Raw genomic sequence first — 14278 nt, 5'->3', positions numbered from 1 at the left:
GAGTTCCAAGCTATAGCAATCGTATCAACATGATTTATTATATTCGGCATTCTAGCTTTGTCTTTATTTTTGGTGTGCTTTTCAAGTTCAGTGAGGCACACCTTATTTTTGGATCTAGACGAAATTAAGTTCATCAATCAAGGTCGGATATGTCTCGAATATTAATATATGGTAATTCAGGTTCAGGAAAAACGTATCTATCAAATTTAATCGGTAATAAAGTAGGCGTGTCTCCGGTTTCTCTTGATAATCTTTTTTGGCTTCCTGGTGGCTACAACCATAAACGTTCAGAAGAAAACCTCTCATCTCTAGTTGAGTCAATCAAAAATAAACAAGAATGGATCGTTGAAGGTGTTTTTGGGAGTCTGGTCGAGCAATTTCTATCTCAAGCAACATTACTTATCTATTTAGATTTACCTTGGGTGGTTTGTCATAAAAATTTACTTTCTCGTGGATCGGAAAGTTCTAAGCAATTAGAGCCAGCGCATGCTGAAATTAACTTTGAAAAACTGCTCGTTTGGGCTGAAGGTTACTACAGTCGAGATACTGAAAATTCATGCTCATATCATCGTAGTCTATTTGAGTCGGCACAATGTAAAAAAGTCATAATCAAAGATAGATCGAGTTTTGATGTTTTCCTTCAAAATCGACGCCTTGAACTGGGTGGCTGAGGTGTTCTCGTAAAACGCCAGCTCGTAAGACTGCGCGTAATCCTGATGGCTATCAGAGCTATTACATAGATTGTCGTAGACTATCGAAAGGTGTAGCCTCTCGGGTATATAAAAATGGACGGCCGTGCAGCGGTTTAGTTTAGGGGTTAAATGCAAGTTTTTAAAGAAGATGCTGTAACTTGGCTTTCAACGCTCGCTGATGCGAGCGTTGATCTTATTGTGACTGATCCTCCATATGAATCATTGGAGAAGCATAGAAAAATAGGTACAACAACTAGGCTAAAAGTCAGTAAGTCTTCGAGTAATCAGTGGTTTGACATATTCCCAAATAATCGGTTTGAAGAATTCTTGCATCAGGTTTACCGAGTTTTAAAGAAAAACGCTCACTTTTACTTATTTTGTGACCAAGAAACTATGTTCTTTATTAAGCCAATTGCCGAGAAGGTTGGTTTTAAGTTCTGGAAACCAATTATTTGGGACAAGGTTAGCATTGGTATGGGATACCACTATCGAGCTCGACATGAGTACATTTTGTTCTTTGAAAAAGGTAAGCGTAAGTTAAACGATTTAGGTATACCTGATATTCTGGAGTATAAGCGTGTTTATCGTGGTTATCCGACTGAAAAGCCAGTAGAACTCATCCAGACTCTTATTACTCAAAGCAGTTCTAACAATGAGTTAGTTGTTGATCCATTTTTTGGCTCTGGTGCTACTTTGATTGCGGCAAAAAATTCAGATCGCAGGTATATGGGAAACGACATTTCAGATGCTGCTCACGAGCACTTCAGAAGCAGGCTTTGCGAAAATTAACCTAAAAACATAAGTTTGATGCATTTTTCTCGATGTTTTTGGTATGGGGTTTAGTGCGCTTGGTCGGTTAGCGATGGTGCAACTTATGTTCGGCGTGATTACACTTAAATAATTATGGAGGATTTTAGTAATGTTAGTCCCGAAAGCATTAAAAGTTGGAGATAAGATTGGTTACTTTTCACCATCTTCTCCGGCAACAGTATTTGCACCTAAGCGTTTTGAACGAGCAAAAAGCTATCTAGAAAGTAAAGGGTTCGAGCTTATAGCTGGTGACTTAACGGGCAAGGCTGATAGCTACCGTTCTGGTTCAATTCAAGAGCGTGCTGAAGAATTGAATACGTTAATTCGAGATCCGAGTATACGCTGTATTATTTCTACGATAGGGGGAAATAACAGCAATGCTTTACTTCCATATATTGATTACGAGTCTTTGAAACGAGATCCTAAAATCATTATTGGGTACTCAGATGTGACTGCACTTCTTTTGGGTATTTATGCACAAACTGGCCTTGTTACGTTTTATGGCCCTGCATTAGTGGCTTCTTTTGGTGAACTTTCACCATTAGTTGATGAATCATTTCAGTCTTTTAGTGATCTTCTATGTGATCCTTTAATGCATTATCAATATACGATGCCAAGCTTGTGGACTGATGTAAAAGTTGAATGGGAAAATCAAACATCGTCAAAGCCTGTATATAAAAATGAATGGCAATTTTTTGGCTCTGGTAAAGTTACTGGGCGCATAATCGGTGGAAATTTAAACACGATGGGCGGTGTTTGGGGTAGTCCATATATGCCCGAAATAGTTGATGGAGATCTGCTGCTAATTGAGGACTCTCTGTTAGGAATCGAAACTGTCGAGCGCTCATTTTCTCATTTAAAAGTATGCGGTGTATTTGATAGGGTGTCTGCCGTCATACTTGGCAAGCACGAACTATTTGATGATAAAGGTACAAATAGAACTCCGCTTGATGTGTTGCTTGAAGTTCTGAATGGTCAGAACATTCCGATTTTTTGTGGTTTTGATAGTTGTCATACCCACCCGATGTTAGTTACTCCAATCGGGGTAAAGGCCACGATAGACTTTGATACAGAAAGTTTCAGCCTGAATGGCCCGTGGGTGTCAGCGTAATACAAAACAATTTTAATGGGTGATAATGGTTTTAATTCAAGAGGTTGAAAGTAACTCTCAGCATTTGATTACTTTATATCAATGGTTTGAAAGTGAATGGGATGATGTTGAACCTTTAGCGTCAACAAAGGATGGGAAAGTAATCCCAAGTCCAATCATTGCTCTAAAAGACGGCGAATTGGTTGGTGGTTTGGTTTTTACTCGTTTTCTATCTCCAATGACTAATGAGCAAGCTGTTTGGATTAATGCTGTTTTTATTAAACCTGAAAATCGTAAACAGGGTATTAGCTCACAATTGATTAATCGTGCTGAGAAATTGGTCGAGAGTATCGGTGAGCCAGAGTTATTGGTTTTTGCTCAAATCCCAGAATTGTATTCAAAGCTAAACTGGCAAGTAATTGAAACGCACGATGATCATTTCGTGCTTAAAAGTGCATTGGTTAAATAAGAATACAGATACAAAGCAATAAATTCTCGCTGAAACGAGCATCTTGAGGTGACTTGGGTATAATTGGCAATTAAGGCGTTCACACGTGCTGTTACGGCGTTATGTTTCAGGCAGGCGAGTGGATCTTTAGTTTCAGTATTAAAAATAGAGAGATAGATACACGGTTGTGCGTGAATTTATTCATTTCCAAAAATAGACTTACCTTATCGGTGAATCTTATATCAAACAGTGATTATAGTTATTTCATGAAATCTACTACCAACCGACTCGATCGTTTTATTAGCCAGAACAGTACGTTTTCTATTTCAGATACTCGCCTTTTAATTGCTCAAAAACGGATCCTTGTGGATGGGCAGGTGGCGCATTCAAATCAACAGAAAGTGACGAAATTCACTTATGTCGAATTAGATGGTAACTGCTTACAAGATAACAATCCGGTTTATATTATGCTGAATAAACCCAAGGGAGTTGTTAGCGCGACGAAAGACATTAAACATTCTACTGTGTTAGACCTTATTCAGCACCCTCAGAAGAGCGAACTGCACATTGTTGGACGTCTAGACTTTAATACAACGGGACTGGTGTTATTGACTAACGATGGGGCATGGTCGCGCAAGATCAGTTTACCCGAGACAAAGCTCGCAAAGGTCTATGAGGTTACTTTGTCTAAACCTTTAACTGAAGAGTATGTGGCTGTATTTCGAGAGGGTATCTATTTTGGTTATGAAGACATTACAACTAAGCCCGCTTGCTTAGAGATACTCTCTGAGTACACTGCTAGGCTTTCACTGGTTGAAGGCAAGTATCATCAAGTTAAACGAATGTTTGGTTTTTTTCAAAACGAAGTGTTGGAGCTTCATCGAGTTTCTGTGGGGAATATTTGTCTTGAGGGGCTTGAAGAGGGGCACAGTAGGCAGCTTACACAAAAGGAGTTGATGACAAATGAAGCCGTATAACAGATAAGGATAGGTGTCGCGAATCGACACCTATCCATTGCCGTTTTATATTCTCCAGCCATTAACTACTCACCTAGATCCAAGGTATAAACATATTTGTTTGTCATGCAATCGAATTTTATTCAAAAGTAAATCGATAATGTCTTAGTGGACATGGAATATATTCTCGGCAACCTTTCGGCCGCCATAAAATATACTCATCTATCAATAATTCATTGAGTAAAAACGGGTGTTCTCATAAATCTTGTGCATCCCCAAGTAATTTGGCATAACATTCAATCGGAATGTTCATTTCCTCTTGTAACCATTTCCCTTTAGTTAGTAGTTCTTTTCTTTTTATCGAGGGGATGTCGTTTTTGAATGCGAGTACGATCGTGTTTCCACCTTCTACTTCGAAACTGAGTAGTCGGTTTTTAAATTCGAGCTCGAGTAATTCATCTAACTCTTCTCGTAACTTAAGTGCCGTATGGCAGATGTTGAGCACGAGAACACCTTGACTGTTGAGTGCATTTTTACAATCACGTAAATAGGATGATTGTACTTGTTTTGGTTCCATGCCTTCCGAGTTGTATAGATCTGAAAAGATAATATCGCTTTTTAGATCGGTGTTCTTCATGTAGTTCACAGCATCGTCTATATGAAGGAAGAGGCGATCTGTGTCGGGTAAGTAAAAATATTCTTTTGCGATCTTCGCCACTGCTTCACGGTATTCAATCGCGTGTACGTTCAACTCGGAGAAACTATTAAGTAGGTTCTTTGTTATTGAGCCTGCGCCTAGCCCCATGACGGTGGCTGTTTTTACTGTGGGGATAAAAAATAAACCTGCCATCATGGCTTGGGTGTAGCCGAGGTGTAATCTATTAATATTATTTAGCTTCATGCAGCTTTGATAGATTTTCCCATCAAAGCTGAGGATCCGGCTGGTTCTTGTTTGGTAAACATAAATTGGGCCGTGATCATCGATTGTTGTTGAGATACAGGTTCCATTGATATCCATGGTATTTTAATACCTCTTAAAGAAGGGTATATAACGAGTAGGGCATTATAACGGAAAACAATACCTTTGACCTTGCCTGTATAAAACAGCATCGAGTTGGTTGCGTTTTGATGCTCTGACTGAAAAATATAATTTTATAAAAGAAATCAAGTCACTGATGGCGTATACATATGAATGTATTAATACAATTTATTACTGCAGCTCTTGAGCGTTAGGCCTATATTCTCTACAATAGCGCACTTTTTATTTACGACAGGTCACAAACATGAACGATACTAACTCACGCCCAGAATTACCGGATCACCTTGCGGGTAATCCTCGTAGCCCGCACCATGTGGCAGAAGTTTTCGAGCATGAAATTGGTATTCTGCTTAATGGTAAAGAGCGTTTCGATGTTGAAGAATATTGCATCAGCGAAGGTTGGGTAAAAGTCGCGTCACACAAAGCATTAGACCGTCGCGGTCAACCGCTTATTGTTACGGTAAAAGGAACGGTTAAAGCGTTTTATAAGTAAGACGTATTGAAAAACCGATAACTTAGCCAGCGGTAATCCCCCGACTTAGTTGGCGCAATAGTTACGTTGTTTTGTAATACCACTTACGATCAGCACCAAAAAATGGCCTAAAGAAATTTAGGCCCTATATATTCTTGATATCCAACCAAACATTACTGCCATGCTCTATCTCAAGGGCTTGTTTCAATGACAAATCATTCCACTATCACTTTCCCCATTATCAAAGTGATAGCGATTTATTAAATTGATAGGAATTAAACCCGTAGTAAGAATCATACTCAATTGGCTGTTTTTATTATTAATTAACTGAAAATTCAGCTTATTGACCTTAATCACACTCTTTACCTTTCTTTCGACATTCGTCACGAATTTCCTCCTTATTTATCGTGTTTTAAAAGTTTGGCGCAGTAGTTGCTCAATTGAATGCATTACGAGGTAAATCAATGCATTTATCTCACTTTCTGAGCCCTACGCATTGCACGACGAAATGTGCTGGCTGTAATAACAAAAAGAAACAGCATCAAGGAGATTTATCATGGGAGACATCATGCGTCCCGTTCCATTTGGCGAGCTTCTCAATCGTATGTTTAGCGAATACAAAGAGAGCAAGTCCATTTTTGGAATCCCATCGAAGCAGTTTTATCGAAAAGAAAATGCTAAGAGCTTATCCGTTTGGGGCGAACATTGTGAAACACCTGTAGGGCCAGCAGCCGGTCCACACACGCAGTTGGCACAAAACATTGTTTGTTCGTGGCTAGCGGGCGGGCGTTTTATGGAGCTTAAAACTGTCCAGAAATTGGATCAGTTAGAAATCGCTAAACCGTGTATTGATGCAGAAGATGAGTGCTTCAATACGGAATGGTCTACCGAATTCACCTTAGTTAAAGCATACGATGAATACTTAAAAGCATGGATTGCGCTACACCTGCTGGAAGAAGTCTTCGATCCTCGTGCAGAAGGGGAAGATAAGTCATTTGTTTTCAATATGAGCGTTGGTTATGACTTGGCCGGTATTGAAACTGCTCCAATGCAAAAATATATCGATGATATGGTCGATTCTAGCCAACATGAAAATTTCCATGCGTATGTTGCAGAGCTAAAAACCTTCATTAACGATCCTGAATTCATTAAAACCTACGGATTTGAGCACCGTCTTGCACGTTTAGAGAACTTACCCGCCAGTATTTCGGCTCAACTAACACGTGGCGTTACGTTATCGACCATGCACGGTTGTCCACCGAATGAAATTGAAGCAATTTGTCGTTATATGATTGCCGATAAGCATATCAATACTTTCGTAAAATTAAACCCAACGTTGCTTGGTTACACCCGTGTTCGTAGCATTATGGATAACGCTGGCTTTGATTACATTGCCTTAAGTGAAGAATCATTTAGTCACGATTTACAAATTGAACCCGCGAAAGCCATGCTTCACCGTTTGGTTGATTTAGGTAAAGAAAAGGGCATCGGTTTTGGCGTTAAATTAACCAACACATTAGGTACGCTGAATAAAAAAGGACGCTTGCCAGACAAAGAAATGTACATGTCGGGCCGTGCTTTATTCCCATTGTCTATTAATGTTGCGCTTGAGTTGTCGCGTGAATTTAATGGCACCTTGCCTATTTCGTATTCTGGCGGCGCAAGTAAATTCAATATCAAAGAGATTTTTGATACGGGTATTCGTCCTATCACGATGGCAACCGATCTGTTGAAGCCTGGTGGTTATTTACGTTTAGCCGATTGTGCCAAAGAGCTGGAAACAAGCAGCGAATGGGGCATGGGTAAAGTTGATTTGGTGAAACTGGAAGCCTTAGCTGCTAAATCATTAGTGGCGGAATACACGCAAAAAGAATGGCGTGGACCAGAAGAAATCAGTGTGAAAAAAGCGCTGCCATTAACCGACTGTTACGTTGCGCCTTGTGTAACGGCATGTCCTATCAGCCAAGACATTCCTGAATATATTCGTTTAATGGGGTTAAGTCAGTATACCGAAGCGCTGGAGGTGATTTATTCACGTAATGCGCTACCTGCAATTACTGGGCATATTTGTGATCACCAGTGCCAGTACAACTGTACCCGTCGTGATTACGAAGGTGCATTGAACATTCGTGAAATGAAAAAGGTTGCCCTTGCAAAAGGTTGGGAAGGCTATAAAGCCAAATGGCATGCACCGGATCTAGACAGCGAAAAACATCCGATTGCCGTGATTGGTGCGGGTCCTTCTGGTTTATCTGCGGCCTACTTTATGGCGCGTGCGGGTCATCCTGTAACGGTTTTTGAGAAAGAACATAATGCAGGTGGTGTGGTTAAAAATATCATTCCTCAATTCCGTATTCCTGCCGAAGTGATTCAACATGATATCGACTTTGTGCAAGATCATGGTGTGAATATCGAATACGGCTGTAATCCACATATGACGGTGGATACACTGAAATCGAGTGGCTTTAAATATGTATGTTTGGGTATAGGGGCAGATAAAGGCAATCCAATGTCACTAACGGGTGATAACACCAATGTGTTCAAGTCGTTAGAGTTCTTACGTAGTTTTAATGATGGTGAGTTTACGCCTAGCCCTGAGCGCGCAGCAATGCATACATTAGGTAAGCATGTTGCTGTTGTTGGCGCAGGCAATACAGCAATGGACAGTGCAAGAGCGGCATTGCAAGTCGATGGTGTTGAAACCGTCACCGTATTGTACCGTCGTACATTGGCTGAAATGCCAGCTTATAAAGAAGAATATGATGAAGCCGTTGAAGATGGTGTGAAGTTCATGTTCTTGACTAACCCAGAAGAGTTTAATGTTGACGGTACGGTAGTTGCCCGCGTTATGAAATTGGGTGAGCCTGATGAAAAAGGGCGTCGTCGTCCGGTTGCAACCGATGAAACGGTTGAGCTGCATGTAGATGCGCTTATTACCGCAGTTGGTGAGCAAAGCAATCGCGATGCACTTACCCGTATTGGTATTCCGATGGGCGAAGATGGTTGGCCTGTTGTGAATAGTGAAACAGGTGAAACCAGTGTCGAGAATGTATTCCTAATGGGGGATGCGAGTACAGGCCCGTCATCGATTGTTTCGGCTATTTCTGGTGGACGCAAAGCTGCAACAACGATTCTTGCGCGAGAAGCTCAAAATGATGAGTTAATTGCCGTGAAATCAGATGTGCAAGTGGACGATGTTTATGCTCGTAAAGGGGAAATTCAGGTCAAACTGATTGAAGCGAATACGCTTGAAATTAATGACCATGAAGCGTTTATCCAACAAGAATCACAGCGTTGCTTAGAGTGCTCGTATGTTTGTAGCAAGTGTGTCGACGTATGTCCTAACCGTGCAAACATTTCTCTGCCTATTCCGGGCTTCCGTGATCAGTTCCAAACAATACACCTCGATGCTTACTGTAATGAATGTGGTAACTGTGCCCAGTTCTGCCCATGGGACAGCAAACCGTACAAAGATAAGTTTACTCTGTTTAACCTACGCGATGATTTTACCAATAGCACAAATGCAGGCTTCTATATCGAAGGAACTGAAGTGCTAGTACGTTCTGAAGGGGAAATTTACACCTTCAGCATCAATGAGCAAAGTGAACTCGATATGCCAGAGTCGTTAGCCGATGAAGCAACCATTATTAGCTACGTGCATGCACATCATAGCTACCTACTTGGCAAAGTGGACGTATAGGTAAGGAGTAAGGGAATGTTATTACTTAAAAACGCAACTGCTGTGCAATTTGAACCTGCATTTATTAAAGAAGGCGTCGATATTGCGATTGATGGCAGCACAATTAAAGAAGTTGGCGCTAATCTTTCAATGAAATATCCAGATGCCATCGTAAAAGAGATGCATGGCAAGCTCGTTATGCCAGGTTTGGTGTGTTCACACAACCATTTCTACTCAGGGTTAGCCCGTGGCGTAATGGCTGATATTAAACCAAGCCCTGATTTCATCTCGATTCTGAAGAATCTATGGTGGCGTATGGACCGCGCCTTAGATGAAGAAGCGGTGTATTACAGCGGTTTAATTTGTTCACTTGAAGCGATTAAAAGTGGTTGTACATCGGTTATAGACCATCATGCGTCACCAAATTACATTGGTGGTTCACTCAGTACTTTGCGTAAAGGTTTCATCAAAGCAGGTCTTCGCGGCATGACTTGTTTTGAGACCACAGATCGCAATGGCGGCATGAAAGAGATGATGGCGGGTGTCGAAGAAAACATCGCTTTTGCTCAGCTGATTGATCGTGCAAAAGAAGAAGGCACTGAACCGTATTTAGTCGAAGCCCATATTGGTGCTCATGCACCGTTTACGGTAACTAACGACGGCTTAGCCATGATGGCCGAAGCTGTACAAGCGACAGGGCGTGGTATTCATGTGCATGTGGCAGAAGATCGCTACGACGTAACGCACAGTCACCATCATTATGGTCAAGATATTGTAGAGCGTTTAGATAGCTTCGGGCTGATTAATGAGAAGACCTTGTTAGCACATGGCTTGTTCTTATCCGATCGTGATATTGATATTTTAAATGCGAAAGATGGTTTCTTGGTGCATAACGCACGTTCAAACATGAACAATAATGTGGGCTATAACAACAAGCTTACTCGCTTCAAAAATGTCGCTTTAGGCACGGATGGAATAGGGGCGGATATGCTTGAAGAATTGAAGTTCTCGTTCTTTAAACACCGTGATGCTGGTGGTCCGCTATGGCCAGATAGTTTCATGAAGAACCTCTGGAATGGTAACGAAATTTTAGCCCGTAACTTTGGTGCTAAGTTCGGTCGACTTGAAGCTGGCAATAAGGCTGATTTAACAATCTTGGATTACACCAGCCCAACGCCATTTGTTGCTGATAACCTTGCAGGTCATGTCGCTTTTGGTATGAATGCGGGTAACGTGAACAGTGTGATGGTGGAAGGGCGCTTCGTATACGAAGACCGTGCATTCCCGTTTGATATCGCGCCCATTTATGCAGAAGCCAGCAAAGTGGCAGAGCGTTTATGGAAAACCATGGATCAATTAGACTAATGTGAGATCCCGTTATGGATACGGTTAATACTAGATTCAAGCTGGCAGAAGCCACTGGAGAAGCGAAGTATATTGCCGACCGCCATTACGAAGGACTATTGGAAGGGCGGTTTTTCCGCTCTTCTTGTTCTAGAGGCGTAATTAAAGCGGTTTATGTACCGGAATTACCTGAAGGCTACCATTTGTTTGGTGCCAAAGATGTTCCGGGACACAATGTATTGCCAATTGTTGAAATCGATTGGCCAGCATTCGCTGATAAAGAAGTACGTTACGTTGGCCAAGTGATTTTCTTATTAGTTGGTCCTGTTCCTGATGTTATCGAGCAATTACTGCAACAAATAAAGGTAGAATATTCGCCGCTGACACCTGCTTATACTATTGAACAATCAAAAGCACTTATCGATGGCGCCATTCATTCAACAGACAATGTATTTGATTCCCATGCGTTGACGAAAGGTGATATCGACGAGGGCTTTGCACAAGCAGTTACCATTATTGAAGAAACATGCAGTACGGGTTATCAAGAACATATTTACTTAGAAACACAAGGTGTTGTTGGTTACCCACAAGATGGCAAAGTGGTTATAGAAGGTTCGATGCAATGCCCGTGGTATGTACATCACTGTATGGCTGTTGTGCTTGGTCATGATCATGTGCGTGCGATTCAATGCCCAACGGGTGGCGGCTTTGGTGGTAAGGAAGATTACCCTGATGTACTCGCCGGTCCGTTAGCTGTTGCGGTAGAAAAGCTGCAACAACCGATTCGAATTGTATTAGAACGCAGTGAAGATATTGCGTTTACCTCCAAGCGACACCCTGTCGCATTTCACTACCGTACAGGTATTGATAAGCATGGAAACATTGTCGCGATGGACGTGACATTCGATGTGAATTCCGGTGCTTACCTTAGCCTTTCTGGCATTGTGCTTCAGCGTTCAATCACAACTGTCACCAATGTGTACGATATTCCTAATGTACGTGTCGAAGGGCATGCTTGGGCAACCAATACTGTGCCTACAGGTGCATTTCGTGGTTTTGGCTCACCGCAGACTTGTTTCTGTATCGAAACCCACCTTAATCACGTTGCAAAGCAATTAGGGCAAGATCCTGCAGCCTTTAAGCAACGTCATTTTTTACAATCAGATTCGACCACATTAACGGGCGCGAAGATCTTTGGTGATCTGGTGCTCGATCAAATGATGGCACGTATTACTGACTTATCGGACTACTCTCAAAAAACACGATCTTATTTGGATCAAGCGCCGAATACAGCAACCCGTAAAGGGATTGGTATGGCTATTTTCCAACATGGCTGTGGCTTTGCGGGTGATCTAGAAGATACCTTGGTACGGGCTAAAGTTCGCTTGGTTAAAGAACCTGATGGCAATGTCTATATTTTGGCATCGAACACTGATATTGGTCAGGGGTTAAGCTTAACCTTCTGTAAAATTGTGGCAGATAGCCTCTGCAAACCCCTTGAATCTGTGCATTTAGCGACACCTGATACTGGTGTTGTGCCTGATTCTGGTCCTACTGTTGCTTCGCGATCTATCGTTATTGTCGGCTATTTACTCGAAAAAGCAGCTGAAAAGCTGAAATCTTGCTGGGTAGAGGGTGAACATCAAGAGCTAGAAGAAGTTTACCGTAAGCCTGACTATCACGTATGGGATCAAAATACGTATCAAGGCAATGCCTACCAAGTGACCAGCTATGGTGTGAATGTCGTGGAAGTTGATGTCGATATGGCAACAGGTGAAACACAAATAACGGGTGCATGGGCGGTATACGATATTGGGCGCGCGATTGATGCTCAGGTATTTAAAGGCCAAATTGATGGCGGGTTAGTGCAAGCTCTTGGCTATGGCAGCTGTGAAAAAATGGAACTGACTAGCGATGGTGTGTTTGCTCAGAAAACCATGGCTGATTATGTGATTCCAACCGCACTGGATGTGCCATCAATTGAAAGTGATTTGGTGGATAACCCATACCCATATGGCCCTAATGGTGCCAAAGGGGGCGGTGAACTCACCCATAATGGCGGAGCCGCTGCATTTGCCGCTGCCGTTGAGTTAGCGATTGGTAAACCATTTTCATCTATTCCAGTTACGCCCGAAAAAGTATGCGAAGCGTTATACGCAGAAAATAAGGCAGTTGTTAAGGTAGTTGTTATAAAAGCGAATGAACAGGGATCGCAGCATGAATATCAAGGAGAACAAGATGAAAATTGAATTTTTCCTTAATAATGAATGTGTCTCCGTGGATGCAGATCCGATGCAATCATTATTGAATACATTACGCGGTAACCTGAAAAAGACAGCAACGAAAGAAGGTTGTGGTGAAGGTGAGTGTGGGGCGTGTTCTGTTTTATTTAATGGACAATTAGTAAATGCTTGCATGATGCCCACTGCACAAGCAGAAGGCGCGAATATCATGACGCTCGAAGGCTTAAGGCAAACCGCTAAAGGTCAGTGCGTGATTGATGCGTTATTAGAAGCAAAAGGGGTGCAATGTGGGTTTTGTACGCCGGGAATGGTATTGGCGCTGTATGCCTTATTAAATGGCCGCAGCGATCCAACACAGCACCCGACCGAAAAAGAAATTCGTACCGCGATTTCAGGTAACCTCTGCCGTTGCACGGGTTATGGAATGATTATCGATGCGGCGAATATTGCGGCCACTAAAGGGGAAGGATTATGGTAACGGTATATCGTCCAGACACTTTAGAACAAGCATTAGACAAATTAGCAATGGGTGAGCATACCTTATTTTCAGGTGGCACCGATTTAATGGTGAGGCACACTGCACGACCGGGAATAACCCCTGATTTTAAGCACGATGTGGTTTTTCTTGATGCTATTGAAGAGTTACAACATATAACGCTGATTGAACTAGAGTCTGGTTTGGGTACCGAGGCTGGTTTACAGTCTGGTTTGTGTCAATCTGGTCTATGTATTGGTGCTGGTGTTAGCTTGCACGACATTGAGATTAATCCGCTAGTGCCTGATGTACTACGCCAAAGTGTCGCCAATATTGCCGCGCCAGCATTGCGTAACCGCGCCACTATGGCCGGTAATATTTGTAATGCCTCACCGGCTGCTGATTCGTTACCTGCTTTGTATTTGCTTGATGCGAAGCTTGTTCTATCGTCGATTCATGGTCAACGTGAAATGCCGATAGCCAACTTTATTACCGGCCCTGGCAGAACGTGCTTACAGCAAGGAGAAGTACTGACCCACGTGGTAATTCCTAAGAGTGATCTTCCCGTTACCTTCTATCACAAAGTCGGCACACGGGCGGCGAATGCTTTAACAAAACTGTCGGTTGCAGGGTTAGCAAAAGTTGAGCAAGGTAAAGTGGTAGATTGGCGAGTCGCGTTTGGGGCTGTGGGTCCAACCGTCGTGCGTAGCACTGTTTTAGAGCAGAAAATCATTGGTCAGCCGATTGAGATGCTACGTGAGCCGTTATTTATTGAAAATATACTGAGTGGCTACAGCAAAGTAATTTGTCCTATCGATGATCAACGTTCGACAGCGCAATATCGGCACAGGGTGTCACTGAATTTATTAGAACGCTGGTTAACTCAACTTGCCTAAGTAATGACCTAACTGTTTGTTCATTTATCGTTTATTTTACCTTCAAGAGGTTGTTGCTCATGGCAATAGCCTCTTTTATTTTAAGGTGTATAAAGGCAGCTAGAAGCTAGGATTAAAAACGTTCATCATAACCA

At 42.1% G+C, this 14278-nt stretch carries 12 protein-coding genes; 11 read left to right on the top strand and 1 reads right to left on the bottom strand.

Annotation, left to right across the window (positions count from 1 at the left end; translation table 11 throughout):
• Positions 1–149 precede the first annotated feature (149 nt).
• The 5 genes from C9J47_RS11510 to C9J47_RS11490 all read left to right on the top strand — a co-directional run bounded on the left by C9J47_RS11510 (position 150) and on the right by C9J47_RS11490 (position 4017).
• Complete coding sequence (locus tag C9J47_RS11510; RefSeq protein ID WP_107253666.1) at positions 150–671, top strand: P-loop NTPase family protein; 522 nt, start codon at positions 150–152, stop codon at positions 669–671.
• 150 nt (positions 672–821) lie between these two features.
• Positions 822–1481: a DNA-methyltransferase gene (locus C9J47_RS11505; protein ID WP_107253665.1), complete on the top strand. Its 660-nt coding sequence runs from the start codon at positions 822–824 to the stop codon at positions 1479–1481.
• A 130-nt stretch (positions 1482–1611) separates the two neighbouring features.
• The gene (locus C9J47_RS11500; RefSeq protein WP_107253664.1) at positions 1612–2613 is read left to right on the top strand and encodes a S66 family peptidase; all 1002 of its coding nucleotides are present in this window, start codon (positions 1612–1614) and stop codon (positions 2611–2613) included.
• A 25-nt stretch (positions 2614–2638) separates the two neighbouring features.
• Positions 2639–3061 carry a GNAT family N-acetyltransferase gene (locus C9J47_RS11495; protein WP_107253663.1) on the top strand — a complete coding sequence of 141 codons (423 nt, stop codon included), beginning with the start codon at positions 2639–2641 and terminating at the stop codon, positions 3059–3061.
• Positions 3062–3306: 245 nt separating this feature from the next.
• Positions 3307–4017, top strand: coding sequence for a pseudouridine synthase (locus tag C9J47_RS11490; protein ID WP_107253886.1), 711 nt, complete (start codon positions 3307–3309; stop codon positions 4015–4017).
• Between the two features lie 235 nt (positions 4018–4252).
• Here C9J47_RS11490 and C9J47_RS11485 read toward each other — a convergent pair whose 3' ends face one another.
• Positions 4253–5014 (bottom strand): spermidine synthase, encoded by a 762-nt coding sequence (locus C9J47_RS11485; RefSeq protein WP_107253662.1) that lies wholly within the window; start codon positions 5012–5014, stop codon positions 4253–4255.
• A 265-nt stretch (positions 5015–5279) separates the two neighbouring features.
• Here C9J47_RS11485 and C9J47_RS11480 point away from each other — a divergent pair, with 265 nt between their 5' ends.
• The 6 genes from C9J47_RS11480 to C9J47_RS11450 all read left to right on the top strand — a co-directional run bounded on the left by C9J47_RS11480 (position 5280) and on the right by C9J47_RS11450 (position 14144).
• Complete coding sequence (locus tag C9J47_RS11480) at positions 5280–5528, top strand: DUF3297 family protein (RefSeq protein ID WP_006231703.1); 249 nt, start codon at positions 5280–5282, stop codon at positions 5526–5528.
• A gap of 535 nt (positions 5529–6063) precedes the next feature.
• The gene (gene ygfK, locus C9J47_RS11470; protein WP_107253660.1) at positions 6064–9207 is read left to right on the top strand and encodes a putative selenate reductase subunit YgfK; all 3144 of its coding nucleotides are present in this window, start codon (positions 6064–6066) and stop codon (positions 9205–9207) included.
• Positions 9208–9222: 15 nt separating this feature from the next.
• Positions 9223–10551, top strand: coding sequence for a putative aminohydrolase SsnA (gene ssnA, locus C9J47_RS11465; RefSeq protein ID WP_107253659.1), 1329 nt, complete (start codon positions 9223–9225; stop codon positions 10549–10551).
• Between the two features lie 14 nt (positions 10552–10565).
• Positions 10566–12779 carry a xanthine dehydrogenase family protein molybdopterin-binding subunit gene (locus tag C9J47_RS11460; RefSeq protein ID WP_107253658.1) on the top strand — a complete coding sequence of 738 codons (2214 nt, stop codon included), beginning with the start codon at positions 10566–10568 and terminating at the stop codon, positions 12777–12779.
• Positions 12769–13251: a (2Fe-2S)-binding protein gene (locus C9J47_RS11455; protein ID WP_107253657.1), complete on the top strand. Its 483-nt coding sequence runs from the start codon at positions 12769–12771 to the stop codon at positions 13249–13251. The genes C9J47_RS11460 and C9J47_RS11455 overlap by 11 nt, the downstream gene beginning before the upstream one ends.
• Positions 13245–14144 carry an FAD binding domain-containing protein gene (locus C9J47_RS11450; protein WP_107253656.1) on the top strand — a complete coding sequence of 300 codons (900 nt, stop codon included), beginning with the start codon at positions 13245–13247 and terminating at the stop codon, positions 14142–14144. Before C9J47_RS11455 ends, C9J47_RS11450 begins: the two co-directional genes overlap by 7 nt.
• The last annotated feature ends 134 nt before the right edge of the window (positions 14145–14278 follow it).

The sequence above is a fragment of the Photobacterium indicum genome, from assembly GCF_003026215.1.
Taxonomy (GTDB): domain Bacteria; phylum Pseudomonadota; class Gammaproteobacteria; order Enterobacterales; family Vibrionaceae; genus Photobacterium; species Photobacterium indicum.
This window is presented reverse-complemented; position numbering and strand designations above follow the sequence as displayed.

Excerpts from the sequence above, each read along its gene's own strand:
- C9J47_RS11510 (WP_107253666.1), top strand. The coding sequence starts at position 150 with ATGTCTCGAATATTAATATATGGTAATTCAGGTTCAGGAAAAACGTAT.
- C9J47_RS11505 (WP_107253665.1), top strand. The coding sequence starts at position 822 with ATGCAAGTTTTTAAAGAAGATGCTGTAACTTGGCTTTCAACGCTCGCT.
- C9J47_RS11500 (WP_107253664.1), top strand. The coding sequence starts at position 1,612 with ATGTTAGTCCCGAAAGCATTAAAAGTTGGAGATAAGATTGGTTACTTT.
- C9J47_RS11495 (WP_107253663.1), top strand. The coding sequence starts at position 2,639 with ATGGTTTTAATTCAAGAGGTTGAAAGTAACTCTCAGCATTTGATTACT.
- C9J47_RS11490 (WP_107253886.1), top strand. The coding sequence starts at position 3,307 with ATGAAATCTACTACCAACCGACTCGATCGTTTTATTAGCCAGAACAGT.
- C9J47_RS11485 (WP_107253662.1), bottom strand. The coding sequence starts at position 5,014 with ATGGATATCAATGGAACCTGTATCTCAACAACAATCGATGATCACGGC.
- C9J47_RS11480 (WP_006231703.1), top strand. The coding sequence starts at position 5,280 with ATGAACGATACTAACTCACGCCCAGAATTACCGGATCACCTTGCGGGT.
- ygfK (WP_107253660.1), top strand. The coding sequence starts at position 6,064 with ATGGGAGACATCATGCGTCCCGTTCCATTTGGCGAGCTTCTCAATCGT.
- ssnA (WP_107253659.1), top strand. The coding sequence starts at position 9,223 with ATGTTATTACTTAAAAACGCAACTGCTGTGCAATTTGAACCTGCATTT.
- C9J47_RS11460 (WP_107253658.1), top strand. The coding sequence starts at position 10,566 with ATGGATACGGTTAATACTAGATTCAAGCTGGCAGAAGCCACTGGAGAA.
- C9J47_RS11455 (WP_107253657.1), top strand. The coding sequence starts at position 12,769 with ATGAAAATTGAATTTTTCCTTAATAATGAATGTGTCTCCGTGGATGCA.
- C9J47_RS11450 (WP_107253656.1), top strand. The coding sequence starts at position 13,245 with ATGGTAACGGTATATCGTCCAGACACTTTAGAACAAGCATTAGACAAA.